Source organism: Sedimentitalea sp., from assembly GCF_039973035.1.
In the GTDB taxonomy this organism is placed as follows: Bacteria; Pseudomonadota; Alphaproteobacteria; order Rhodobacterales; family Rhodobacteraceae; genus Sedimentitalea.
The window spans coordinates 12,197-38,051 of record NZ_JBDWLR010000050.1; the positions used below are offsets into that span (position 1 = coordinate 12,197).

Below are 25,855 nucleotides of genomic sequence, written 5' to 3' on the forward strand. Positions count from 1 at the left end.
GGATGGATGAAACAACGACACACTTTCTTCAGCCTAGTCGCCCCACGGCCTGAACGGTGATCTGGAGAGAAGGGAAGCTATTGGTGCAACTGAAAGAAACGCGGAGAAAAGGAACCTATTTGACACTCCCCGGAAGCAAGCAAGAGCCCAGTGAAACCCTTCACCGGTGCGTCAGACGCCATTGCGAAGAGGAAGATTTCCGCGTCGACGTTGGGCGTTTGCTGCACGTGGAAGAAGTCTTCAAATCGCGAAAGGATGGCGTTCGCCACCAACCCGAACACCTGTCTGAATGTTCCATATCCGATGCCTACGAGGCCGCCATGGGCCCAAATCCGGATAAGGCGCAGATCAATCCGATCTGGTTTGATCGTTCCACGGTAGCGGATCGTCTCAGATCAGCCCATGACGCCGCGCCGACCGGCAGCAACGCCCACGTTTATCCGGGACGTTTCCATGGTTGATCTGCCCCGCGCGGTCGCGGAAAACCTGCGCTTGCTCTGTGCAGAGCTCGAAGGGCAGCTCAGCAACTTGCAAGCCTATTTCGAAGCGCCAAACGCGGCGATTGCCCAAAAGGTGATCTTGCGGGCGGGTTATTCCTACAACCTTCTCACACGGGTGCAAAATGCTGGCTTGCAGGCCCTGTCCCGAAAGAGGATCAAGGAAAACCGCCGTCTCGTGTTGCAAAACAGCGCGTTGGTTGCGCGAAATCTCGAACTGATCACACGCATGGCACGGCGCAGCCTGGAACATGCGGAAAAGGTGGGCCGCAAGCAGTTGCTTCGCCCAGATGCCTACCCGAAAGTCATCAAATCGGTTCGCAAGATATTGCCCGAAATTCTGCCCGCCTTTGACGCGCAAGACAGTTCACGGGCTGTCTGTATCGGGCAAGGCCGAGCCCCGCTTGACGATTTGTACGACCGGCTTTTCCGAACCTATACGCGCGACATGGGCAAATCGAAACATACCGAAGACCTTGCAAACGCGCTGCTTGCGGCGAATGAGATCCACCGGATCGGTGACGCCCTGCAAGGGATCAGCGAGGCAATTCTGTCCGTCAATATCGGGCACCCTGTCCAGTTCGAGCGCTACTTTGCATTGAGGGATATCTTGTCGGATGGCGATCTGGACGCCAGCAACCTCGAGCTCGAACCACTTGCGGAAACTCGGTCAGGAAGTGCAATTTCCAGTGTCCGGGGCCTTGCGGAAAATGGCGATGAATTTTCCGCTGTTTTCAAGGACGGCCAACTCGACAAGGTGCGTGAAGAGCGCGCCGGCGTGAAAAGCTGGCACTCGATCTATCCCGGCCTCGCCCCCAAAATCCTGTCTTACAAGAAAAGCGGGCAATCCGCTGCGCTGTTGATCGAATACCTGCCCGGCGAGACGTTCGAACATGTGCTGCTGAATGAAAGCGATGTCTTGCTGGACGAGGCTTTGACCGCGCTGTCGCGCACGTTGCGGGATGTCTGGAAGCGCACGATTAATCCTGAATGCGCCGAGATGGCCTCGATGACGCAACTCTCGGCCCGTATGCCGGACATCTGGCGCGTACATCCTGATTTCCGATCCCGCCCCTCGCGGATCGGGAGCCTCGAAATGCCCGGATTTGTGGATCTGGTGGAACGTGCCAAAGACCGGGAAGCGACTCTGGTCGCCCCGTTTTCCGTGCATATTCACGGGGATTTCAACCTCGACAATGTCATCTATGACGCGTCGGAAAAGCAGATCCACTTCATCGACCTGCATCGCTCGCGCTATATGGATTATGTGCAGGATGTCTCGGTCTTCATGGTCTCAAACTATCGTTTGCAGATTCAGGACCCGGTCATCCGGCAGCGTGTCGCACGTGTCGCGACCGAGTTTCACGCAATGGCGCGGAAATTCGCAAAATCAAACGATGACCGCTTTTTCGAGTACCGTCTGGCGCTTGGTCTTGCCCGGTCCTTTGCAACATCAACCCGTTTCGTTCTCGACAAGGCGCATGCCAACCGAATGTTCGAACGCACGCGGTATCTGCTGGAAACTGCGTTGGCCTGCCCAATCGGCAAGGAACACAGGCTGAAACTGCCCATCAAGGAATTGTTCAATGGATAGCATACGAATCGGCGTGATCGGTATTCCGGGAAAGTGGTCTACCGAAGCGCTTGCCGACGCGGTCGAGGCGCGCACCGGGAGTCGGTATGTAATCGACATGGCTAAGGTTTCGCTGGACACCGAAACCGGGCAACTTATGCACGACGGCGTGGACCTGTGCACCTTCGATGCCCTGATCATCAAGAAGATCAGCGAAATCTACAGTCCACATGCGCTCGACCGACTCGAACTCCTGCGCATCGCGGAAAAGAAAGGCGTGCGCCTTTTCAGCCGCCCCGAGGCTGTATTGCGGTTGATCGACAGGCTCGCCTGCACCGTATCTCTGCAACTTGCGGACGCACCGATGCCGTCGACCGTGGTAACCGAGGATCATGGCGTCGCTCTTGAAGCTGTCCGCCGGTATGGAAAGGCGGTGTTCAAACCCCTCTATTCTACAAAAGCGCGTGGAATGGCCGTGATCGAGGATAGCCCCGACGCCTTGGAACAGATTTCGGCCTTTGCGGCGGAAAATCCGGTCATGTACATTCAGCGGATGCTGAACCTGTCCGGACAGGACCTTGGGATGGTGTTTCTGGATGGTGAATACCTATGCACCTATGCCCGTGTCTCGGCGGGTGGCACGTGGAACACCACCATTCATAGCGGAGGGAAGTATGCTCCGTATGAACCGACGCCCGAATTGATCGAAATGGCCCGGCGCGCGCAGGCCCCCTTTGGCCTGACATTCACGACCGTGGATGTTGCATTGACCGACGATGGACCAATTGTCTTTGAAGTGTCCGCGTTTGGAGGGTTTCGTGGTGTGTTGGAAGGCTGCGGCCTTGATGCGGCTGCGTTGCTGACCGACACCGTAATCCAAAAGGTATCAGCATGAATTTTCAAGAATGCAAAGATGTTCTGGCACAGCTTGATCGCAGTTGCATCGCCAATGCGCCGCCGATCTGGTTGGGCATCGGCAAGAACCGGATCAAAGTTCTTTGTGCCGAGCCGCTGAACTCGGAACTGCGCGGGTATTTTGGTAACGCCATTGCAGAACCCGGCCCGACAGATGCCGTGGTGGAGGTTCTCGAAGGGCAAAACCTGATGTCGTCGCCTGACTGGGTGAACTGGGCACGCGATCCGGGGAAGTCGGGCCGCAAGGACGCTATTCATGACCTTGAGGATGGTCGCTTGGTCGGTAAGGTGCGCACCGGCGTCACATTCCTGCAGTCGCCGCAAGCGATCATTGCGTTCGGGCCATGTGCGCAAAATTCCAACCAGATTGTTAATTTCATCAATACCCAGTTTCTTAACATGTCGCTACGCGATGGTTGGCAGATTTGTCATGCTGCAGCGATTACCAACGGCGCGCGAACACTGGCGATTGCCGGGCTCTCTGGTGGCGGAAAATCAACATCAGTCCTGCGCTTGATGGACCTTCCTGCGCTCAAGTTCATGACTAATGACCGGCTGCTGGCCCGCGCGGGTCAACCCCTCCCTGATGCATTGGGCATCCCGAAAGAGCCACGGATCAATCCCGGCACCATCCTACATAACCCGCGCCTGCGCGGAATGCTGAGCGAGCAAAGACTAGCGGAACTGTCAGAGATGGCGGGGGATGAGCTGTGGCACCTAGAGGAGAAATACGATCTGATCATTTCAAATGTCTTTGGCGCTGGTCGGGTGCAATATGACGCGCCCCTGACCGATTTCTGGGTGCTGAACTGGAACCGCGAAAGTACCGAGGCCACACGACTGGTTGATGTCGATCTGGCCACACGGCCGGACCTCCTGAGCGCGATCATGAAGAGCCCGGGCCCGTTTTATCAAAAGACCGACGGGTCATTTTCCAGAGACACCGATCAGTGCAGCGAAGCGGATTATCTGCAGGCCCTGCGAGGCGTTCGCACACGAGAAGTGACAGGCGGGATCGACTTTGACAAGATTTTCGAAGAGGGCAAAGCGCTGTTTGAAACCGGCGGTAAGGATCAGTGACAGACCGATACATCGCACTGATCCGTCACGGCGCGTACCACCAACAACGAGAAACGCCCTCGGCGTTGCAACCTTACCCGCTGACGCAAACGGGGCGGGCTCAGGCAAGCCAGTGCGGCGCAGAGATTGCTGACATCCTGCTCCGCCATCGCTGGTCATTGGACCCTGTAGCACATTGTTCGACCGAATTGCGTGCATGGCAAACTGCACAGGTTGCGAGGGATGAGCTGTCAAGGAGCGGCCACGAGATCGAAACCACGCAAACGCCGTTGCTGTCCGAACGCTCTGTTGGGAGCGCCGCCAACCTGACGGTGCACCAGATCGAGCAGGCGCTTGCAGATGATCCGCGTTATCCAAACCCGCCCGAAGGCTGGAAATCGAACAGTGAGTATAGCCTGCCATATCATGGAGCCGAGTCGCTGATGATGGCGGGGGCTCGCGTGGCGGTTTATCTGCGTTCCGTCATTGAAAAGCGCTCGCAGGCATCAACGCCGCAATTAACACTGTTCTTTGGTCATGGCGCCTCTTTCCGCCATGCGGCATTCAACCTTGGAGTGCTCGCGCGCGAAGAAATTGCACAGCTGAGCATGTATCACGCCCGACCGTTATTCCTCTGTTACAACCGTTCTTCACAGTGGGAACACTTTGGCGGAGATTGGAAACACCGGTCCCGCTCCAGTTTGGAAACAGACTAAAGGACCGGGCAGTTGGTCGAAATCGCACCGCAACAAAGGGACAGGTCACCCCTGCTTCCGACCGTTTTTGACGAGTTGTCTGAACTCGACAGTCTTCCGAGTGACTGCGCCAGATGGCCGCTTGATCAGGCGCACTCGGCAGGTGGCACCAAAACCTGTTTGCAACGCCTTCAGCACAGCCTGCGCAACGCCGCCACCCATGGTCCGTGGCAATGGCCACAGCGACCGGTGGTCTTTGTTTCTGACCCGCATGCCGACGCCGAAGGCTTCTTGCGCTCTCTCGTGGCCGCAGGAACCATTGTTCGCCACGGCTCGGGGACCGATGCGTTCGAACTAACGGAATTCGGGCGCAGCGCCGAGATCATCATCGGCGGAGATTGCCTCGACAAGGGGCCCAGCAATCTGGATCTACTCGACGCGATCGCGGCGCTGTATGACTCCGGTGCAGATGTACATCTTCTCGCCGGAAACCATGACATCAGGCTCGTTGTCGCCTTGGCCGCACTCAGCAACCCGCGCAGCGCGCTGACTGAACATCTGTTCGTGCGAATGGCCCGCAAGGCCATACCGCTGTTTCGGGAAGTGTGCGAGCGGTACGACGTCTTTGATACGCAACACCCCATTCCGAGCGAAAGCGAATGCCGCGACCGTGTTTATCCCGGTGCGCAGTGGAACGAGCGGTTTCCGGGTGCCGCAGCGCCGTATCTTTCTCCCGAAGCCATAGCAAGTGAGTGCTGGAAACTGACGGCAAAAATCGCAAGTTTCGATGCCGAGGTTGCCAAATCCGGCCTGACCCTGCGCCAAGTCTACGCGGCCGCGATGCTCTGTCAGACTCTGTTCTTCGCCGAGAATGGTGCGTACCGTTGGTTCTATGATCGCATGGATGTCATGAAACGATCCGGGTCGATCCTGTTCATCCACGCGGGCCTCTGCGATTCACTGTGCGAGATCGTTTCCCAAGACGGTTTGGAAACAGTGAATTCCCGCTTTATCGACGAGGCCCGAGCCGAGCCTTTTGCATTCTACTTTGGCAAAGTCGCGAATTTGGTTCGCACCAAGTATCGGCCAACCGACCGGGAACTAACGAGCAAAGGCGTGCAGAGCCTGCACCGTGCCGGGCTGAAAATGGTAGTGCAGGGGCATGTCAACAACCACGCCGGCCAGCGTCTGCTCGTCAAGAGCGGACTGTTGCATCTGGAAGGCGATGTCACGCTGGACCGCGCCTCTCGCAGCCTAGAAGGGCTGCCGGGGATTGGCGTCGGGGCGACTTTGATCTATCCCAGCGGCGACGTTGTCGGGCTAAGTACGGACTTTCCCAAGGCAAAGCTCTTTCAGCCCGACAGCCTTTTATGGGAAAATAGATAATTCATGGCCAATTCTGACGGGAAGTTTCTTCACAAATCCCTGCAAGATCGTAAATCCGTCAAGGCGCTGCTCGAGGCTCTTACCAGGTCCATCGGAAAGGGCGAAATCAGCTTGAGTGATGAAGAAGGCGATCTGACGTTGCCCATAGACGATCTGTTGACCCTGCGCATAAAGGCAAGTCGCTCTGATGGTAACTGTGTCGTCGGAATCAGGCTGTCATGGTCCGAAGACATTCAGGTCTCGCACGTCAAGACTAAGCCTTCCATTCAATAGGCCGCCCCACAGAACTGCGGCGCCAATTCCCCTCTTGCCAACTTCGCGTATTCACGCGGTCGCAGCGGAAATCTACAACCAGTCTCGCAAGATCGAGATCAGCGGTATGTCTGCGGCCGGCATCGGATAATCGCGCAGTTTCTCTGGTCGGATCCATGCCAGCGCTTGCCCCTCAACGGATCGTGGGATGCCTTCCCATTTGCGACAAGCGAAGAGCGGCATGAGCAGGTGAAAGCTGTCATAGCTGTGGCTGGCGAATGTCAGCGGAGCAAGGCAGGATTCCCATGTGTTGATCCCAATCTCTTCCTCAAGCTCGCGGATCAGCGCAGCCTCGGGCGTTTCGCCGGGTTCGACCTTGCCGCCCGGAAACTCCCACAGCCCAGCCATGGATTTGCCTTCCGGGCGTTGGCCCAGCAACACACGGCCGTCCACATCAATCAGCGCGACAGCAGAAACCAGAACGGTTTTCATGACCGGTAATCCGAGTTGATGTCGATATAGCCATGCGTCAGATCACAGGTCCAGACGGTCGCGTTCCCTTTGCCGAGGCCCAGATCGACCGAGATCACCAGTGACTGTCCCTTCATATGCGCTGCCGCGTCTTCTTCGCGATAATCGGGGCTCACCCAGCCATTCTCTGCGACAAGCGTTTCACCAAACCGGATGCTCAGCAAGTCTCGATCAGCCGCCGCGCCAGACTTGCCGATGGCCATGACCACCCTGCCCCAGTTCGGATCTTCTCCCGCGATAGCAGTTTTGACCAGCGGCGAATTGGCAATTGCCATTCCGTGAATCTTGGCGTCTGCATCCGAGGCCGCGCCAGTCACACGGATTTCCACGAACTTGGTCGCGCCCTCTCCATCGCGCACGACTTGGTGCGCCAGGTCGAGCATGACGTCGTGCAGCGCGTTTGCAAATGCCGAACTCCCCCCGGCATTCACGCCGGAAGCGCTGGTCGCACACAGCATCAGGCTGTCGCTGGTCGAGGTGTCGCTGTCGACCGTGATGCAGTTGAATGTCGTGTCGGTTAGTTCCGACAACAGCGTCTGCAAGCTGTTCTGCGCCACGACCGCGTCGGTAAAGATATAGACCAGCATCGTCGCCATATCAGGCGCGATCATGCCTGATCCTTTGGCAATACCCGCGATGGTGACAGTCTGACCATCAACCTCGACCTGGGCGCTGGCGCCCTTGGCGAAGGTATCGGTGGTCATGATCGCCTGTGCCGCATCCTCAATCCGATCAGCATCCAGCGCATCGTTCAGTTCGCCAAGCTTTTGAACGATGCGGTCATGTGGCAAGGGCTCGCCAATCACACCAGTTGAGGCGGTGAACACCCGCTCGGAGGCCACTCCGCTGATACGTGCAACCGCATCGGTAATTTCCCGCACGGATGTCTGGCCGTAATGCCCTGTAAAGGCGTTGGAATTCCCTGAATTCACCAAGATCGCCGCAGGCCCGTCGGCGGCACCGCCAAGCTTGGCCTGACAATCCAGCACCGGCGCCGAACGGGTCGCCGATTTGGTAAAGACCCCGGCAACCGATGTGCCGGGATCAAGTACTGCCAGCATCACATCCGTACGCCCTTGATAACGGACCCCGGCAGCAACCGTTGCAAAGCGGACTCCGTTCACCACCGGCAAATCGGGGAAACTTTCGGGTGCAAGCGGAGAAACAGATGTGATCGTTGCCATGCTATCAGTTTCCGATCAGTCCAAGGTCCTTGATCATCTCGGGCTTCAGGCCCTCGACCACGGGCCGTTCGATGCTGGCCTTGCTGGTCAATTCTTCAATCTTGTCCTCAAGCGCATTCTGGCGCAGTTCGCCAAGCAGCTCTGCTGCGACGGCCTCAAGTTCGGGCGCTTCTTTGTCGCGCTTGTCGTTCAGGATGATGACATGCCAGCCAAATTGCGTCTGCACCGGGTCCGATACCTGCCCAGATTCCAACGTGTTCACGGCTTCTTGAAACTCAGGAACCATCTGTCCGTCGCTGAACCAGCCTAGTTCGCCGCCGCTCGGACCTGAAGGACCGGTTGACTTGGCCTTGGCGGTTTCCGCAAAATCCGCTCCTTCATCCAGTTCGGCCTTGATCGCATCGGCAGCTTCCTGGGTCTCGACCAGAATATGCGAAGCATTGAATTCAACTTCGCCCTTCCCGTCTGCATATTTGGCGTCATAAGCCGCGCGGATTTCGTCTTCGCTGCCAACTTCGGCCATCGCACTTTCGATCGCGTCTGCCGCAAGCAAAGACCGGCGCTCATTATCCAGCGAAATTTCGACCACGGCAGGAACATCACCCTCGCGGGACTGAACCAGCGCCGTCTGTTGGATCAACTGGTCCAGAATCGCATTGTAGAGAACATCGGCAGGCACCTGCTGATACTCTTCGGGCAGGGACGCACCCGCCATGATGACATGGCCGAGGGTGATCTCTTCGCCATTCACACTTGCGACGACCGTAGCCGCATCTGGGGCCGAGTCGGCCATGGCGCCTGTCGATATTATGGCGCTCAGGACCAGCGCAGGCAGAAATGTGAGGTGTTTGGGCATGAAATCTTCCTATTCATGGGCCACGACGGGGCGTGGCGTTGACACTGTTTCACCCGACCCTTACATCGCCTTGTGGCCTATGCAGCGCCGTCTATCTGTCGTGTATCTATGGGTTGCGATCAGGACGGGCAAGACTGCACCAAAGAGTAAAAGTCAGATCGGCTGGAGTGATCATGCTGGGATTCGGAACAATCGCCAAAAAGGTGTTCGGAACACCGAACGACCGCAAAGTAAAGGCGACGCGCCCCTTGATCGAACAGATCAACGCATTGGAAGCCGACTTTGAAAAATTGACTGATGAAGGGCTCAAGGAAAAAACCGAAGAGTTCGCCAAACGTGCCATGGAAGGCGAAAGTCTTGACGATCTGTTGCCCGAAGCCTTTGCCAACTGTCGCGAGGCCGCAAGGCGGGCATTGGGCCTGCGCGCGTTTGATGTGCAGTTGATGGGCGGCGTGTTCCTGCACCAGGGCAACATTGCCGAAATGAAAACCGGCGAAGGTAAAACCCTTGTTGCGACCTTTCCTGCCTATCTGAACGCTCTGACCGGCAAGGGCGTCCATGTCGTCACCGTCAACGACTATCTCGCCAAACGTGACTCTGAATGGATGGGCAAGGTGTTTGCGGCCCTCGGTCTAAGCACCGGCGTCGTCTATCCTCAGCAGCCCGAGGCCGAGAAAAAAGCCGCTTATGCCGCCGATGTGACCTATGCCACCAACAACGAGTTGGGCTTTGACTATCTGCGTGACAACATGAAGTCCGATTTGGGCGAAGTGTTCCAGAAGCAGCATAACTTTGCCATCGTGGACGAAGTCGACAGCATCCTGATCGACGAAGCGCGGACACCGTTGATCATTTCCGGCCCTGCGGAAGACCGCTCAGAGCTTTATGTCGCGATCGATGCGGTTATTCCGTCGTTGACGGATGAGCACTTTACGATTGATGAAAAGACCCGGAACGTCACCTTCACCGATGAAGGCAACGAGTTTCTGGAGGAGCAATTGCACGCTCGCGGCCTGCTTGAGCCGGAACAGTCTCTGTATGATCCGGAAAGCACGACAATCGTGCATCACGTCAACCAAGGTCTGCGCGCGCACAAGTTGTTTCAGAAGGACAAGGACTATATCGTCCGGGACAATCAGATCGTTCTGATTGATGAATTCACTGGCCGCATGATGGTCGGTCGGCGCCTGTCCGAAGGTCTGCATCAGGCCATCGAAGCCAAGGAAGGCGCCAAGATTCAGCCGGAAAACGTGACGTTGGCCAGCGTGACGTTCCAGAACTATTTCCGCCTCTATGACAAGCTGTCGGGCATGACCGGGACGGCGCTGACCGAAGCGGATGAATTCGAAGAAATCTACGGGCTGGGCGTTCTTGAGGTGCCCACCAACAGACCCATCGCCCGAGTTGATGAAGACGATCAGGTGTATCGCACCGCTCGCGAGAAACACGAGGCGATCATCCGGGAAATCGAAGAGGCCAACAAAAAAGGGCAACCCGTTCTTGTTGGCACGACGTCGATCGAAAAGTCGGAAATGCTGTCGCAATTGCTGACCACGGACGGGATCACACACAATGTTCTCAATGCGCGCCAGCACGAGCAAGAGGCGCAGATCGTCGCCGATGCGGGTCGTCCAGGGGCCGTGACCATTGCCACCAACATGGCCGGTCGAGGCACCGACATCCAGCTTGGCGGCAACGTTGAACTGAAAGTACTCGCAGCGCTCGAAGAGAACCCCGATGCCGATCCGGTAGAGCTTCGAGCAGCCGAAGAGGCACTACATGCCGAAGAAAAACAAAAGGTTCTGGACGCTGGCGGGCTATATGTCATGGCATCGGAACGGCACGAAAGTCGCCGGATCGACAACCAATTGCGGGGCCGCTCTGGTCGTCAGGGCGATCCGGGCCGCACGGTGTTCTATCTCAGCCTCGAAGACGATCTTATGCGGATTTTCGGGTCTGACCGTCTGGACAAGGTGCTGTCGACGCTCGGCATGAAAGAGGGCGAGGCGATCATTCACCCCTGGGTGAACAAATCGCTGGAACGGGCGCAGGCAAAGGTCGAAGGTCGCAACTTTGACATGCGCAAGAACGTGTTGAAATTCGACGATGTAATGAACGATCAGCGTAAGGTGATCTTTGGTCAACGGCGCGAGATCATGGCGGCCAAAGACTTGTCGGAGATTACAGCCGACATGCGATATCAGGTCATTGACGACCTGATCGACACCTACATGCCGCCAAAATCCTATGCCGATCAATGGGATACCGAAAAGCTATATGCGCAGGTAATCGAAAAGCTGGGTGCCGATCTGCCGGTCATGGAATGGGCCGCCGAAGAAGGCGTGGATGACGATGTGATCCGCGAACGGCTGGTCAAGGCCACCGACGAATTGATGGCCAAGAAAGCCATCGACTTTGGCCCGGAATCGATGCGCAACATCGAAAAGCAAATCCTCTTGCAGACAATCGACAGCAAATGGCGCGAGCATTTGCTGACGCTGGAACACCTGCGTTCGGTTGTGGGCTTTCGCGGCTATGCGCAACGGGATCCTTTGAACGAATACAAGACCGAAGCGTTCCAGCTGTTCGAAAGCTTGCTGGACGGGCTGCGTGAAACCGTGACCGAAAACCTCGCCAAGATTCGCCCTCTGACCGAGGAAGAACAGCAACAGATGATGGCGCAGATTGCGGCGCAGCAGGCTCAGCTGAACAAGGCCGCGACGGCCCCAGAGACTATCGTCGAAGATGAGGCGGCGACAGAGCCGGGCGAGGCCTTGCCGGGGTTTGATGAAAACAACCCGGAAACCTGGGGCAATCCCGGCCGCAATTCCAAATGCCCCTGTGGCAGCGGCAAGAAGTTCAAGCATTGCCACGGACGCGTGCTGTAGCTGACTGACGTCAGAGGTAGCCTTGTCCGCTAAAGCTGAGTTCGCGGGACTTGCCGATGATCAGATGGTCATGCAGCGTTAGCCCGAGGGCGGTGCAGGCCTGCTGAATCTGTCGGGTCATATCAATGTCTGCCTGTGACGGAGCAGGGTCGCCTGACGGGTGATTGTGGACGAGAATGAGCGCCGAGGCGTTCAGTTCCAAAGCCCGTTTGGCCACCTCGCGTGGGTAGACTGGCACGTGATCGACCGTGCCTTTGGCCTGTTCTTCGTCCGCGATCAGCACGTTCTTGCGATCCAGATAGAGCACACGAAACTGCTCGGTCTCGCGATGCGCCATGGTGGTATGGCAATAGTCCAAGATCGCATCCCAGCTTGAAATCACGTGCTTTTGCAGCACCTTGGAGCGGGCCATCCTGTGCGCTGCAGCCTCGACAACCTTGAGATCGGTGATCACGGCCTCCGCGACCCCTTTGACCTCGGCCAGCCGCTCGGGCGGCGCGGACAGGACCCGGTTGAAATCCCCGAATTTCTCCAGCAGTTCCCGCGCAAGCGGCTTTACATCCCGACGCGGGATCGAACGGAACAGGATCAGCTCAAGCATCTCGTAATCCGGCACCGCAACTGCACCGCCCTGCATAAACCTTGCCCTCAGTCTTTTTCGGTGATCGGCAATGTAGGAGGGCAGCTTGCCATCCGGTAGTCGCTGGACCGGGGCCTCATCGCTGTCAAACAGCGACCGGGCTTCGTGAAATGCATGACCGTTACTCATGGCCCAAAGATCATGGGACAAGGTGAATTATTGGTTAAGCTTGGCCTGCTATCCTCTGGCAAGACGGCAGCAGACATGTCTGCGAAACAAAAAAACGCCAACCGCAAGGCTGACGTTTTTCTTAGAATGCTCTGCCGCTGGGAAGGGCGCTCGTTTACCCTTTCATCCCATCCCAAAAGGACTTTACGGACGAAAAGAACGAATGGGATTCGGGATTGTTGTCCTCGCTGAGGTCCTCGAATTCCTTCAACAACTCTTTCTGGCGACTGGTCAGGTTCACCGGGGTTTCCACGGCCAACTCGATGAACATGTCACCTGTCCCACCACCACGCAACGCCGGCATACCCTTGCTGCGCAGGCGCATCTGACGGCCTGACTGGCTGCCTGCCGGGATCTGAACCCGACCGCGGCCACCGTCGATCGTCGGCACCTCGATGGCACCACCAAGTGCTGCCTTGGACATGCTAACCGGCACGCGACAATAGAGGTTGGTGCCGTCCCGCTCAAACAGCTCGTGTGCCTGAACTTCGACAAAGATATAGAGATCGCCCGGAGGGCCGCCACGCATGCCTGCTTCGCCTTCGCCTGCAAGGCGAATGCGAGTGCCCGTCTCGACACCTGCGGGAATGTTGACGTTCAGCGCGCGATCCCTTTCGACGCGGCCTTGACCGCCACAGGATTTGCACGGATTCTTGATGATCTGGCCCAGACCGGAACAGGTCGGACAGGTACGCTCAACCGTAAAAAAGCCCTGTTGCGCGCGCACCTTACCCATGCCCGAGCAGGTCGGACAGGTAGAGGGTTCTGCACCACCTTCGGCGCCATTACCGTCACAGTCCGAACACGCCACAGCAGTAGGCACGTTGATCGTTTTCTGCAGACCGGAGTAGGCATCTTCCATCGTGATACGCAGATTGTAGCGCAGGTCAGCGCCGCGCGCCGCGCGTCGGCCACCGCCACCACGTTGCCCGCCCATGAAATCGCCAAAGAGGTCGTCAAACACATCGGAAAATGCCGAGGAAAAATCTCCTCCGCCATAGCCCTGCCCCGGTCGTTGACCGCCGCCGCCCATACCGCCTTCGAACGCGGCATGACCAAACCGGTCATACGCCGCCTTCTTTTCAGCGTCCTTGAGGATCTCGTAAGCCTCATTGGCTTCCTTGAACTGGCTTTCTGCCTCGGGGTTGTCCGAGTTTCGGTCGGGATGCAATTCCTTGGCTTTCTTGCGATAGCCCTTCTTGATCTCGTCGGACGAAGCGCCTTTGGACACGCCAAGCACGTCATAGAAGTCGCGTTTTGACATTCTGTTGTCCTCCTGTCTGAACGTCAGAGGGCCGGCGCCGCAATCGGGCCGGCCCGTCCAGGTTCAAACAAGCGCCTTAGGCGCGCTTGTTATCGTCCAGATCTTCGAACTCAGCATCGACGATATCGTCATCTGCCGGACCCGCATCGGCGGCTGTCGGTTCTTCTTCGGCCTCCTGGCTGGACTTGTAGATCGCCTCGCCAAGTTTCATCGCCGCTTCGGTGACGTTCTGGATGCCGGATTTGATCTTGTCGGCATTTTCTGTTTCCAGCTCGTCCTTGAGCGCGGCGATCGCCAGTTCGATTGCTTCGACGGTTGTCGGATCGACCTTGTCGGAGTGCTCTTCCACCGACTTTTCGGTCGAATGGATCAGGCTCTCCGCCTGGTTCTTGGCATCGACCAGTTCGCGACGCGCCTTGTCCGCCTCGGCATTCTCTTCGGCGTCCTGAACCATTTTTTCAATGTCAGCATCCGACAGACCACCCGAAGCCTGAATGGTGATCTTCTGTTCCTTGCCAGTGCCCTTGTCCATCGCACCAACCGACACGATGCCGTTGGCGTCGATGTCAAAGGTCACTTCGATCTGCGGCATACCACGGGGTGCTGGTGGGATATTCTCGAGGTTGAATTGACCCAGAATCTTGTTGTCTGCGGCCATTTCGCGCTCACCCTGGAACACCCGGATGGTCACTGCGTTCTGGTGATCTTCGGCAGTCGAGAAGATCTGTGATTTCTTGGTCGGGATCGTCGTGTTGCGATCGATCAGACGGGTAAAGACACCACCCAGCGTTTCGATACCCAGCGACAGCGGCGTCACGTCCAGAAGTACGACGTCTTTGACATCGCCCTGCAGAACGCCGGCCTGAATCGCCGCACCCATCGCGACAACCTCATCAGGGTTCACACCCTTGTGGGGCTCTTTGCCGAAGAATTTGGTGACTTCTTCGACGACCTTGGGCATGCGGGTCATACCGCCGACGAGAACGATTTCGTCAACATCACCGGCGGACATGCCGGCATCCTTGAGTGCTGCCTGACAAGGCTTCAGCGATGCCTTGATCAGATCGCCAACCAGGCTCTCCAGTTTCGCACGGGTCAGTTTCATGACCATGTGCAGTGGCTGGCCGCCCTTGGGGTCCATCGAGATGAACGGCTGGTTGATCTCGGTCTGGCTGGAGCTGGACAGTTCGATCTTGGCCTTTTCCGCAGCTTCCTTGAGACGCTGCAGAGCCATCTTGTCTTTGGTCAGATCGACGCCGTTTTCTTTTTTGAACTCGCCCGCCAGATAGTTGACGATGCGCATATCAAAGTCTTCACCGCCCAGGAACGTGTCACCGTTGGTGGATTTCACTTCGAACAGGCCATCGTCGATTTCCAGGATGGTCACGTCGAATGTACCACCGCCGAGGTCATAGACCGCGATCGTGTGGGTATTTTCCTTGTCCAGACCATAGGCCAGCGCAGCAGCAGTGGGTTCGTTGATGATCCGCAGCACTTCAAGGCCAGCGATCTTGCCGGCGTCTTTTGTGGCCTGACGCTGAGCGTCGTTGAAATAGGCAGGAACGGTAATGACGGCCTGCGTCACTTCTTCGCCGAGATAGGACTCAGCGGTTTCTTTCATCTTGCCGAGGATGAAGGCCGAGATTTGGCTCGGGCTGTATTTCTCGCCCTTGGCTTCAACCCACGCGTCGCCGTTGCCGCCGTCGATGACGTTAAAGGGCAGGTTTTTCTTGTCCTTGGCCAGATCCGCATCGTCATTGCGGCGACCGATCAGGCGCTTGACGCCGAAAATCGTGTTGTCGGGGTTGGTGACGGCCTGACGTTTGGCAGGTTGGCCAACCAGACGCTCGTCGTCCGTAAAGGCAACAATGGATGGTGTTGTGCGGGCGCCCTCGGCGTTTTCGATAACGCGGGGCTGGCTGCCGTCCATGATGGCCACGCAGCTGTTGGTGGTTCCCAGGTCGATTCCGATTACTTTGCTCATTTTGTTTTGATCCCAAGCTGTTTCAAGGCGATGACCCGAGGCCTGAACCCGTTATGGCATCCCGACCCCGATTGTTCTGCGCGATAGCGGGTCCCGCCATTGCGCGTCTCGGCGTATATAGGGAGCGCCAATGCGGCCTGCAACCATCGTTGCGGGTCTGAATTCACGAATCTTTGCGGAATTTTGAATGGGTTTGTTAATGAATGGAGAACCGCCGATGACCTGTCTTGAAATGCGCGGGTTCCAGATATGGAAGGGTTATCTGGATGTAGCCACTCAAGAAGCAGTTGTCGCGGTCGTGCGCCAACTGGTTCTGGCAGCCCCCCTGTTTCAACCCGACACGCCCTATGGACGGCCAATGTCGGTGCGGATGACCTCGGCGGGCAGCTTTGGTTGGCATTCGGATCAACGTGGGTATCGCTACATTTCCAGACATCCCGATGGTATGGAATGGCCTGCAATCCCAAAGAAAATACTGGCAATCTGGGATCGCGTGACCAGGCTTGAGCGCCCTCCGGATTGTTGTCTGGTCAACTGGTATGGCGAAGGCGCAAGAATGGGGCTGCATCAGGATCGCGACGAAGCGGATTTTTCCTGGCCTGTGGTTTCAGTATCCTTGGGCGATGACGGGCTCTTTCGCATCGGCAATCGGACGCGTGGCGGCAAGACCGAGTCGGTCTGGCTGGCATCCGGTGACGTGGTGGTCATGGGTGGCGATGCGCGGTTGACCTATCATGGTATCGACCGCATTCGATTTGGGTCGTCCCGGCTGTTGTCACGAGGCGGGCGTTTGAACCTGACGCTCCGTGTTGTGACTTGAATGGTGCAGGGCAACGATAGCAGCGAACAGAGGGACCGTCCGTAAGATGAGGGGCGCTGCCCCTCAAACTCCCCGGGGTATTTGACCAAAGATGAAGAGGGGCCCGGCGCGGTGGATCAGCGGCGCGCAGACCAACTGACTGAGACATGGCGGCGGGTATAGAACTCTCCCATCAGGCCGATCACGATTAAGACCACGCCGACCCACCACGCATAATGCCAGTTGCTGAAATGCGGGTTGTAGTTGATGAACACAAAGCCGCGCGCCTGATCGATCGCGTGAAACAGCGGGTTCCAGTCAAACATCGCTAGCATGTAGCCTGGCAGGGTGTTGGCCAGAAACATCTTGCCCGACGCGATCATGTTCGCCCGTTGATAGATCGTTACCATGATGCCGACCGCGAGGGGAAACCAGGGTCGTAGAACAAGGAAAAGCAAGCCCACGCCACAGCCGGTAAACCAGGCCAACAGCAGCATGCCAAAGGCCGCGGCAGGCTGGTCGATCTCAATCGGGGTGAAGCCAATGTGATAGACGAGGAGAATCAGGAACATCGACAACGTCTGGACATAGAGCGAGCCGAGAGCGGCAGCCGAGATGGTGACGATGGTATTCATTGGGGCGTGTTGCATCATGGCCGAATTCGGACCTTCGGCACTGGCAACGGCACCGACAGCCTTGGTATGGCAAATGAACAGGAAGATGCCCGACATGACATAGAGCAGGAAATCGCCACGAACAGCGGAGCCGCGAAGCCCAAGCACAATGAACATGAAATAGAACACCAGCACGAACACCACGATCTGCACCATGTTCAGCAGAATCGCGACGAGCGCATTGTTGTGGCGTTTACGCACGCTCCGCGCGACCGCATGATATATCAGTTCGGCGATCTGTGCGGCGCCTGCCAGCCGTGTTTGACGTCGGGGTTGTACGAACATTGGCCTGTGATCCTGTGACGCTGGCAAGTTTGACACGGAAATCTTGCCGAACCGTTGCCATCCCATCATAAGGGGTCGGCAATCGCTAATCAACAAACCGCATCGGAGTGCCCCGCGTGACCCATGAAGAGCTGATCCCCGTCATCCGCCGCCTGTCCATTGAGGCTGGCGCCAAGATCATGGAGATCTACAATTCGGATGATTTCGACGTAAAGGTCAAATCCGATGACAGCCCGGTAACCGCAGCCGACGAAGCCGCCGACGAAATCATCTCGGCCGGACTGCGCGCCGCATTTCCCGATATGATGCTGGTGACCGAAGAACAGGCAGACAGCCACAGTGCGAAGGGCGACACCTTCCTGATTGTCGACCCGCTGGACGGAACCAAAGAGTTTATCCATCGCCGGGGCGACTTTACAGTGAACATCGCGCTGGTCGAAAACGGCGTGCCAACGCGCGGCGTTGTCTATGCACCGGCAAAGGACCGCATGTTCTACACGCTGGCCGACGGGCAGTCGGTGGAAGAAACCGGCGATCTGAGCGCGGAGGCCATCGGCCCGGTCAGCCCGATCAATGTTGCGGCATCCGACAACGCCGCGCTGATGGTCGTGGCCAGCAAGTCGCACCGTGATCAGGCCACCGACGACTATATCAACAAATACAGCGTGCAGGACATGAAGAGCGCGGGATCATCGCTAAAGTTCTGTCTGGTGGCGACGGGTGAGGCCGATTTGTATCCGCGCGTGGGACGCACGATGGAATGGGACACGGCAGCCGGTCACGCCGTTTTGCAGGGTGCAGGCGGCAAGGTCGTACGCTTTGACGACCACAGCCCGCTGACCTATGGCAAGGATGGCTATGCCAATCCCTTTTTCATTGCCTACGCGCCCGGTGTCGAGTTGAAGAGCGCCTGATGGCGGTATTGGTTGCCATTCCCGCGCGCTATGCCTCGTCCCGTTATCCCGGTAAGCCGCTGGTGCCGTTGACCGGGGCGAGCGGTTTGGCACGAACGCTGATCGAACGCTCGTGGCGTGCTGCGCAGGCGGTCGATGGCGTTGACCGGGTGGTGGTGGCAACCGATGATGACCGCATCCGCGGCGCCTGCGAGGGGTTTGGTGCCGAAGTCGTCATGACCTCTTCGGACTGCGCCAATGGCACCGAACGCTGTGCCGAGGCACATGCAGCGCTCGGGGGGAAATATGACATCATCGTCAATCTTCAGGGCGACGCACCGCTGACGCCGCATTGGTTCATCGAAGACCTTATCGCCGGACTGCGCGCGGCACCTGACGCCGGTGTCGCGACGCCGGTGCTGCGCTGCGACGGGGCGGCACTGAATGGGTTTCTTGCGGACCGCAAGGACGACCGCGTCGGGGGAACCACCGCAGTTTTTGCCGCCGACAAGAGTGCGCTGTATTTTTCCAAGGAAGTCGTTCCGTTTACCTCCGAAACATATGCCGACGACGCCGAAACACCGGTGTTTCACCATGTCGGGGTCTACGCCTACAGACCGGATGCGCTTGCGTCCTATGGCGCATGGCCCACCGGCCCACTGGAACGTTTGGAAGGGCTCGAGCAGCTTCGGTTTATGGAGAATGGCCGCAAGGTATTATGCGTCGAGGTCGAGGCTCGTGACCGACAGTTCTGGGAGCTGAACAATCCCGAAGACGTGCCGCGATTGGAGACGATGATGAAACAGATGGGACTCGAGTAATCGGGCCTCATGACATCGGCCTTACTTGATCGGACGAATCCGTAAAAACGCCAGACGTGTTTCACACGGCCAGTGCCGGATCGGGTCAGGCTGCCCAACTTTCGTGCGAGGCGACTCTCCGTGGCGATATGGCGCAGAGATTGCGCGGTCCTCTTTCTGACCGAAACCACACACCGAAATGACAAGTCGCGTGCGCCATCCTAAAAGAATAACGTCTTGGTTTGTGCGGACCAAAAGTGCTGTGAGAAATCGCACCATTCATGCTGGCTTCGTCGCTTCCCGTTGATAGAAAAGGCCAAAATGGCAAGACTAAGCTCTTACAATGGCCCGATGGCGACAAGCCGCCCGATTACAACCGTTTGATTGCGATCGCTCAAAAAGCAACCTAGAGTGGTATTTGCACACCCACTATGCTGGTTACAGACAATGACCCGTCTACGCATAATGACTGGAGATCGAGATATTTCCCCTTTTGACGCCCAGCCAATACATGTGTTTTGTGTCGCGAGGCGTTGCAGGTCTCGACAGCATGAAGGCCTGAGGCCATAGACTTGGGGATGGCAAAGGCTCGCATATCGTTCTGTAGCACCAAAGTGGAGCGCATGTGACTACCGACATCAGATCATGTACGATGATGCAGGTGGCGCGTTCCGGACTTAGAAATTTTTGAACTGAGAGAAATCCATGGGCAAGAAAGTAACGAAAGCAATTTTTCCGGTGGCAGGGATGGGAACACGGTTCCTTCCAGCGACCAAATCAGTGCCAAAGGAGATCATGACGCTGGTTGACCGCCCGCTGGTTCAATACGCCATTGACGAGGCACGCGCAGCCGGGATCAAAGAGTTCATCTTTGTCACATCCAAGGGCAAAGGCGCTCTTGAAGACTATTTTGACCATTCGCCCGTGCTCGAACAAGAGCTGCGCCGTAAGGGGAAAAACGAGCTTCTGGATATTCTCAAGGCGACCAACATGGAAAGCGGCGCGATCGCATATATCCGCCAGCATCGGGCGTTGGGTCTGGGCCATGCCGTCTGGTGCGCGCGTCGTCTGATCGCGAATGAACCCTTTGCGGTCATCCTACCCGATGACGTGATCGCGGCTGAAACACCTTGCTTGCAGCAAATGGTCGAGGCCTATGAAGAAACCGGCGGCAACATGGTTGCGGCGATGGAGGTTCCGCCCGAGGCGGCATCCTCTTACGGTGTTCTCGACCTGGAAGAAGACCGAGGTTCGATCGTCAAGGTTCGCGGCATGGTCGAAAAGCCCAAAGAGAACGAGGCTCCGTCCAACCTTGCGGTGATTGGTCGCTATATCCTCAGCCCGTCGATCTTGCGGAACCTGAACAAGATGAAAGAAGGCGCTGGCGGCGAAATCCAGTTGACCGATGCGATTGCACAAGACATCGGCACCGACAATCCGGTCCATGGTTTCCGGTTCCGGGGACAGCGTTTCGATTGCGGCTCCAAGGCTGGTTTCCTGCAAGCCACCGTGGCATTTGCATTGGCGCGCGACGACCTGCGCGATGACCTATCGCGGTATTTGCGCGATATTGTGCAACTGGATAAAGCAGCCGAATAAGGCTGCACGAGGATCAAACATGAACACCGTTCTGGTGACCGGCGGCGCCGGTTACATCGGCTCACATGCCTGCAAGGCATTAAAAGCTGCGGGCTATATCCCGGTTACATTCGACAACCTTGAGACCGGCTGGCAGGACGCGGTCAAGTTCGGCCCATTTGAAAAAGGCGACCTGCTGGATCGGGCGCGGCTGGACGAGGTGTTTGCGACCCATAAGCCGGTGGCGGTCATGCATTTTGCCGCACTCAGTCAGGTTGGCGAAGCGATGAGCCAACCCGGTCGCTATTGGCGCAACAACGTCGAAGGGTCTTTAACCCTGATTGAGGCAGCCGTAGCTGCGGGTTGTCTGGACTTCGTGTTTTCGTCGACCTGCGCCACCTATGGCGAGCATGACAATGTCGTGCTTGACGAGGACACGCCTCAGATGCCGCTCAACGCCTATGGCGCATCCAAAAGGGCAATCGAGGATATCCTGCGCGATTTCGAAGCCGCCTATGGGCTGCGGAAGGTAATCTTCAGGTATTTCAACGTCGCCGGAGCGGATCCTGAGGCCGAGGTCGGCGAACATCACCGCCCTGAAACACATTTGGTGCCGCTGATGCTCGAGGCGATTGATGGCAAGCGCGATGCCTTGACCGTGTTTGGCACGGACTATGACACGCCTGACGGCACCTGTATTCGCGACTATGTGCATGTCAGCGATCTGGTGGACGCCCATGTTCTTGGGTTGAACTGGCTCAAGGATGGCAAAGGCAGCAAGGTCTTTAACCTTGGCACCGGAACGGGTTTCTCGGTACGTGAGGTGATCGACCATTCCCACACCGTCACCAATCGCGAAGTGCCTCATGTCATCGGCTCGCGCCGCGCCGGAGATGCAACCAAGCTGGTGTCAGGCTCTGTTCGGGCAGAACAAGAGCTTGGCTGGAAACCGGCACGTTCCGATCTGCGCACCATGATCGCGGACGCCTGGCGCTGGCACGAGACAGGTCATTACGACAAGTGACCGGATAAGCAGCGGCGCCGTGCCGATCAGCGCCTACGACGCCTATCGTCTGAGGTGGAGGCGACGCGGGCTGTTGTGGCGTTCCTTTCGCAGCAGGCAACAATTGCGGTCCGTCAAGGATCGCACAGACCGGATCACACGCGGTGCTATTCTGGCTGTCAGCACAATCCGCAATGAAATCGATCGCCTGCCTTGGTTTCTGAACCACCATCGCGAGTTGGGCGTCGAACATTTTCTGATCGTCGACAACGACAGCGGCGACGGCTCTGCCGCGTATCTCGCCGAGCAGGCGGATGTTTCGCTCTGGAGCACCGATCAAAGCTATCGCAACTCCCGCTTTGGCTTGGACTGGATGACGTGGCTGCAGATGCGGTACGCCCATGATCACTGGACCCTAATGGTCGATGCCGACGAACTGTTGATCTATCCGCATCATGAAACACGCAGTTTACATAATCTGACGAGTTGGCTTGAGGCGCAGGGGCGTAGGGTCTTTGGCGCGCTGATGCTCGATCTTTATCCCAAGGGGCCGCTTGGCTATCAGCGATACGCAGCAGGAGATGATCCGGTCGCGGTTCTGCCCTGGTTTGATCCCGGACCCTACCGGGTGCAACGACAGCAGCCTCTCGGAAACCTGTGGGTGCAGGGCGGTGCGCGCGAGCGCGTATTCTTTGCTGACTCTCCACGACGGTCTCCGACCCTGAACAAGATACCGTTGGTGCGGTGGTCTCGCAGAGACGCCTATGTCAATTCCTGTCATTCCATTCTGCCCAGCGCCCTGAACTTTGGCTATGACGGCCCCGGCGCAGACGCAGACGCCCCGTCCGGCGTATTACTGCACACCAAGTTCCTGCCCCAGGTGATCGAGCGGTCCACAATCGAAAAAGCGCGCAGTCAGCATTTTCATGCGCCTACCGAGTTTACGAAATACTATGATGAAATCGCTGCCGGGCCTGATCTGTGGTCGCCGGACTCGGTTCGGTTTAAAGGTTGGAAGCAACTCGAATCACTGGGTTTGATGCAGTCCGGAGGCTGGTAACGCCGACATACGTTTCAAATAGGTGACAATCTTAACAAAGCTCCCCGTAAGGTTCTGAAAATTCTTTGATATGAGCAACCAAACGGCAATTATGAGACAGGTATTTCAAAACCGAAAACCATCCAACGGTTGCCAAGCATCATTCTGTCAGGGGCGGGCCAATACATGAGCCTGTGGACTTCCTATCGTATGAGACTGCGGCGCAGGCGCCGCCTGTTGCGCTGCCTTCGTAAATCCCGTGAATTGACACCGACACAAGACAACACCGCCGCAATCGGTCCCGAAGACATCCTCCTGTTCAGCACCTTTCGCAACGAAGGCGCGCGTTTGCCCTATTTTCTGGAATATTATCGCGAACTGGGAGTCGATCACTTTCTGTTTGTCGACAACAATAGTGATGACAGCACCTCGGAACTCGTTGCCGAACAGCCGGACATTTCGGTCTGGCACACGGCAAATAGTTACAAGGCGTCGAACTATGGAACGGATTGGCTGAATTACCTCTTGCGTACCTATGGGCACGGGCATTGGACGCTGGTCGTGGACCCGGACGAATTCTTTGTCTATCCGTTCTGTGACACCCGCCCCCTGCGCGCTTTGACTGATTGGCTTTCGGCCTCATCGGTGAAATCATTCGGAGCAATGTTGCTTGATATGTACCCGCGGGGCCGACTGGATGCTCAGCACTATGAACCGGGCCAGAACCCGATGGAGATCGCGGAATGGTTCGATAGCGGCAACTACACGCTGAAACGAAATCCCGAACTGGGCAATCTCTGGATCCAGGGTGGGCCGCGCAGTCGCATGTTCTTTGCCGACAACCCCGAAAAGGCCCCTGCCCTGAACAAGATCCCATTGGTAAATTGGGACCGACGCTACACCTATGTCAGCTCGACGCATATGTTGCTGCCGCGCGGGCTGAACCTTGTCTATGACGAGACCGGTGGAGAGAAGGCGAGCGGTGTCTTGCTACATGCCAAGTTCCTCGACAATTTTTCGGTGAAAGCATCCGAGGAATTGACTCGCAAGCAACATTTCTATGGTTCGGTTGAGTACCGGGCCTATCTGGAAAAACTGAAAGACGGCGCAGGGCCGTGGAACGAGTGGAGCGAGAAGTACATCAACTGGCGGCAGATCGAGATTTTGGGATTGATGTCCAAGGGCAACTGGGCATGAGCGTTGGCATCGCCATGCTGGTTCACACTGCGCTGGACCGGGTTGAACAGGTGGCGCGGCATTGGGCCGCGGCGGGCTGTCCGGTCGCGCTGCATGTAGATCTGAATGTACCCCGAGACGCTTTTGACGGACTAAAGGCAGCCTTGGCCGACCAACCAATGATCCGCTTTTGTGAACGACACCGATGCGAATGGGGCCGCTGGGGCATTGTCGCCGCATCGCAATCAGCCTCGGAATTGTTGCTCGCGACTTTTCCAGACATCCACCATGTCTACCTCGTATCGGGGTCCTGCCTTCCGCTGCGCCCCGTGCATGAGCTGGTTGGCTATCTGGCCCAGCGACGGCGCACCGACTTTATCGAAAGTGCGACGACGGCCGATGTACCTTGGGCCAAGGGCGGCCTGCAGCAAGAACGTTTCACATTGCGGTTTCCATTTTCATGGAAACGCCGGCGTACTTGGTTTGATCAATATGTGCGGCTTCAGCGCCGGTTCGGCATCAAGAGAAAGATTCCCGACGGGTTGGTCCCCCATATCGGCAGCCAGTGGTGGTGCCTGACACGTCAAACCTTGTCAGCAATTCTTCAGGACCCAAACCGGGACAAGTACGATCGCTATTTCCGCGGCGTCTGGATTCCGGACGAAAGCTATTACCAGACACTGGCACGACGTTTTTCAAGCAATATAGAAAGCCGTTCGCTGACCCTGTCGAAGTTTGACCATCAGGGTAAACCGCATGTCTTCTATGACGATCACCTGCAACTGCTCCGACGTTCAAATTGTTTCGTGGGCCGCAAGATCTGGCCTCGTGCCAACCGGCTATATGACGCATTTCTTAATAACGCCAATTCGTCGAACCAGACAGAGCCCAATCCTGCCAAGATCGACCGCGTTTTTGCCCGAGCTGTCGAACAACGCACCCGAGGGCGGCCGGGTCTCTACATGCAAAGTCGCATGCCGAGACCAAGTTCCGTGAACGCGCCGACCTCGAACCCCTATTCGGTTTTTCAAGGGTTTGCAGACCTATTCTACAATTTTGAGGACTGGCTCACCAAGACCTCGGGAACACAGGTGCACGGGCACCTCTTTGCGCCTGACCGGGTGTCATTCGCCGGGCAGGCCAAATTGATCAATGGGGGACTCAGTGACAGTGCAGCCAAGCGAGACTATGCTCCCGAGACCTTTCTCACCAGCCTGATCTGGAACACGCGGGGCGAGCGACAGTCTTTTCAGTATGGCCCTGCCGACGTGCAGCGCATCGCTGAATTCATTGCGCGTGATCCGAATGCCCAGATTTCCGTCATTGCCGGGGCGTGGGCGATCCCTCTGTTTCATTCCAACTGCAATTTCGCCGATCTGCGCAAACGCGTGGCAAAGCTGCAAAAAATTGAAGCCAAGCAATTGGCCTTTCTGAAGTCAGGCGAAGCCAAGGCACAGATCCGGATATGGTCATTGGCGGAATTTGTGGACGCCCCGATGGAGGCGCTGCAGGAAATTGTCGATGAAATCGGACAGACCAACAGCCGAATTCTGACGGAGGCGCCAAAGATGAACGATCTGGCAGGGTTCGGACAATTCCTGCAAAATCTGAAGAATCAGGGGATGCACCCCCATCTCATGGGCGATTTCCCCTTGGAGGAACCACAGGTCGTACTGCCAAAACGGCCAAGCAAACCTTATCTGGTACAGTAAAACA

The 25,855-nt window shown here is 57.1% G+C and carries 23 protein-coding genes; 16 read left to right on the forward strand and 7 right to left on the reverse strand.

Annotation, left to right across the window (positions count from 1 at the left end):
* Positions 1-56: 56 nt before the first annotated feature.
* The 7 genes from ABJO75_RS12155 to ABJO75_RS12185 are packed head-to-tail and all read left to right on the forward strand — an operon-like array spanning position 57 to position 6,398.
* A complete protein-coding gene (locus tag ABJO75_RS12155) occupies positions 57-461 on the forward strand; it encodes a hypothetical protein (RefSeq protein ID WP_348124546.1) in 405 nt (134 codons plus the stop codon).
* Positions 454-2,091 carry a phosphotransferase gene (locus ABJO75_RS12160; RefSeq protein ID WP_348124548.1) on the forward strand — a complete coding sequence of 546 codons (1,638 nt, stop codon included), beginning with the start codon at positions 454-456 and terminating at the stop codon, positions 2,089-2,091. The genes ABJO75_RS12155 and ABJO75_RS12160 overlap by 8 nt, the downstream gene beginning before the upstream one ends.
* On the forward strand, positions 2,084-2,965 hold the full coding sequence (locus tag ABJO75_RS12165; protein WP_348124551.1) for a GAK system ATP-grasp enzyme: 882 nt from the start codon (positions 2,084-2,086) through the stop codon (positions 2,963-2,965). The genes ABJO75_RS12160 and ABJO75_RS12165 overlap by 8 nt, the downstream gene beginning before the upstream one ends.
* Positions 2,962-4,065, forward strand: a complete 1,104-nt coding sequence (locus ABJO75_RS12170; protein WP_348124553.1) for an HprK-related kinase B — start codon at positions 2,962-2,964, stop codon at positions 4,063-4,065. Before ABJO75_RS12165 ends, ABJO75_RS12170 begins: the two co-directional genes overlap by 4 nt.
* Positions 4,062-4,760, forward strand: a complete 699-nt coding sequence (locus ABJO75_RS12175) for a histidine phosphatase family protein (protein WP_348124555.1) — start codon at positions 4,062-4,064, stop codon at positions 4,758-4,760. Before ABJO75_RS12170 ends, ABJO75_RS12175 begins: the two co-directional genes overlap by 4 nt.
* A 12-nt stretch (positions 4,761-4,772) precedes the next feature.
* On the forward strand, positions 4,773-6,125 hold the full coding sequence (locus tag ABJO75_RS12180; RefSeq protein WP_348124558.1) for a metallophosphoesterase: 1,353 nt from the start codon (positions 4,773-4,775) through the stop codon (positions 6,123-6,125).
* 3 nt (positions 6,126-6,128) lie between these two features.
* Entirely contained in the window at positions 6,129-6,398 is a 270-nt protein-coding gene (locus ABJO75_RS12185; RefSeq protein WP_348124559.1) for an amphi-Trp domain-containing protein, read from the forward strand.
* Between the two features lie 72 nt (positions 6,399-6,470).
* Here ABJO75_RS12185 and ABJO75_RS12190 read toward each other — a convergent pair whose 3' ends face one another.
* The 3 genes from ABJO75_RS12190 to ABJO75_RS12200 are packed head-to-tail and all read right to left on the reverse strand — an operon-like array spanning position 6,471 to position 8,948.
* Positions 6,471-6,869 carry a (deoxy)nucleoside triphosphate pyrophosphohydrolase gene (locus tag ABJO75_RS12190; RefSeq protein WP_348124561.1) on the reverse strand — a complete coding sequence of 133 codons (399 nt, stop codon included), beginning with the start codon at positions 6,867-6,869 and terminating at the stop codon, positions 6,471-6,473.
* The gene (argJ, locus tag ABJO75_RS12195; protein WP_348124563.1) at positions 6,866-8,092 is read right to left on the reverse strand and encodes a bifunctional glutamate N-acetyltransferase/amino-acid acetyltransferase ArgJ; all 1,227 of its coding nucleotides are present in this window, start codon (positions 8,090-8,092) and stop codon (positions 6,866-6,868) included. Before argJ ends, ABJO75_RS12190 begins: the two co-directional genes overlap by 4 nt.
* Positions 8,093-8,096: 4 nt before the next feature.
* On the reverse strand, positions 8,097-8,948 hold the full coding sequence (locus ABJO75_RS12200) for a peptidylprolyl isomerase (protein ID WP_348124565.1): 852 nt from the start codon (positions 8,946-8,948) through the stop codon (positions 8,097-8,099).
* A gap of 173 nt (positions 8,949-9,121) precedes the next feature.
* On the opposite strand from ABJO75_RS12200, the gene secA reads away from it, so the two are divergent.
* Positions 9,122-11,836, forward strand: a complete 2,715-nt coding sequence (secA, locus tag ABJO75_RS12205; RefSeq protein ID WP_348124567.1) for a preprotein translocase subunit SecA — start codon at positions 9,122-9,124, stop codon at positions 11,834-11,836.
* A gap of 10 nt (positions 11,837-11,846) precedes the next feature.
* Here the strand turns inward: secA and radC are convergent, their stop codons facing one another.
* The 3 genes from radC to dnaK all read right to left on the reverse strand — a co-directional run bounded on the left by radC (position 11,847) and on the right by dnaK (position 15,892).
* Complete coding sequence (radC, locus tag ABJO75_RS12210) at positions 11,847-12,605, reverse strand: DNA repair protein RadC (protein ID WP_348124569.1); 759 nt, start codon at positions 12,603-12,605, stop codon at positions 11,847-11,849.
* A gap of 154 nt (positions 12,606-12,759) precedes the next feature.
* A complete protein-coding gene (gene dnaJ / locus ABJO75_RS12215) occupies positions 12,760-13,908 on the reverse strand; it encodes a molecular chaperone DnaJ (protein WP_348124570.1) in 1,149 nt (382 codons plus the stop codon).
* A gap of 76 nt (positions 13,909-13,984) precedes the next feature.
* A complete protein-coding gene (gene dnaK, locus ABJO75_RS12220) occupies positions 13,985-15,892 on the reverse strand; it encodes a molecular chaperone DnaK (RefSeq protein ID WP_348124572.1) in 1,908 nt (635 codons plus the stop codon).
* 217 nt (positions 15,893-16,109) lie between these two features.
* Here dnaK and ABJO75_RS12225 point away from each other — a divergent pair, with 217 nt between their 5' ends.
* On the forward strand, positions 16,110-16,712 hold the full coding sequence (locus ABJO75_RS12225; RefSeq protein ID WP_348124574.1) for an alpha-ketoglutarate-dependent dioxygenase AlkB: 603 nt from the start codon (positions 16,110-16,112) through the stop codon (positions 16,710-16,712).
* Positions 16,713-16,828: 116 nt separating this feature from the next.
* Here the strand turns inward: ABJO75_RS12225 and ABJO75_RS12230 are convergent, their stop codons facing one another.
* Positions 16,829-17,650, reverse strand: a complete 822-nt coding sequence (locus tag ABJO75_RS12230; RefSeq protein ID WP_348124576.1) for an ABC transporter permease — start codon at positions 17,648-17,650, stop codon at positions 16,829-16,831.
* A 116-nt stretch (positions 17,651-17,766) separates the two neighbouring features.
* Between ABJO75_RS12230 and cysQ the strand changes: the two genes are divergently transcribed.
* The 7 genes from cysQ to ABJO75_RS12265 all read left to right on the forward strand — a co-directional run bounded on the left by cysQ (position 17,767) and on the right by ABJO75_RS12265 (position 25,851).
* Entirely contained in the window at positions 17,767-18,564 is a 798-nt protein-coding gene (cysQ, locus tag ABJO75_RS12235) for a 3'(2'),5'-bisphosphate nucleotidase CysQ (protein WP_348124579.1), read from the forward strand.
* Positions 18,564-19,364: a manno-octulosonate cytidylyltransferase gene (locus ABJO75_RS12240; RefSeq protein ID WP_348124581.1), complete on the forward strand. Its 801-nt coding sequence runs from the start codon at positions 18,564-18,566 to the stop codon at positions 19,362-19,364. The genes cysQ and ABJO75_RS12240 overlap by 1 nt, the downstream gene beginning before the upstream one ends.
* Positions 19,365-20,048: 684 nt before the next feature.
* Entirely contained in the window at positions 20,049-20,942 is an 894-nt protein-coding gene (galU, locus tag ABJO75_RS12245) for a UTP--glucose-1-phosphate uridylyltransferase GalU (RefSeq protein WP_348124584.1), read from the forward strand.
* Between the two features lie 19 nt (positions 20,943-20,961).
* The gene (gene galE / locus ABJO75_RS12250; RefSeq protein WP_348124586.1) at positions 20,962-21,945 is read left to right on the forward strand and encodes a UDP-glucose 4-epimerase GalE; all 984 of its coding nucleotides are present in this window, start codon (positions 20,962-20,964) and stop codon (positions 21,943-21,945) included.
* Between the two features lie 19 nt (positions 21,946-21,964).
* Positions 21,965-22,984: a glycosyltransferase family 2 protein gene (locus ABJO75_RS12255; protein ID WP_348124588.1), complete on the forward strand. Its 1,020-nt coding sequence runs from the start codon at positions 21,965-21,967 to the stop codon at positions 22,982-22,984.
* Between the two features lie 165 nt (positions 22,985-23,149).
* Complete coding sequence (locus ABJO75_RS12260; protein WP_348124590.1) at positions 23,150-24,160, forward strand: glycosyltransferase family 2 protein; 1,011 nt, start codon at positions 23,150-23,152, stop codon at positions 24,158-24,160.
* A complete protein-coding gene (locus ABJO75_RS12265; protein ID WP_348124592.1) occupies positions 24,157-25,851 on the forward strand; it encodes a beta-1,6-N-acetylglucosaminyltransferase in 1,695 nt (564 codons plus the stop codon). Before ABJO75_RS12260 ends, ABJO75_RS12265 begins: the two co-directional genes overlap by 4 nt.
* The last annotated feature ends 4 nt before the right edge of the window (positions 25,852-25,855 follow it).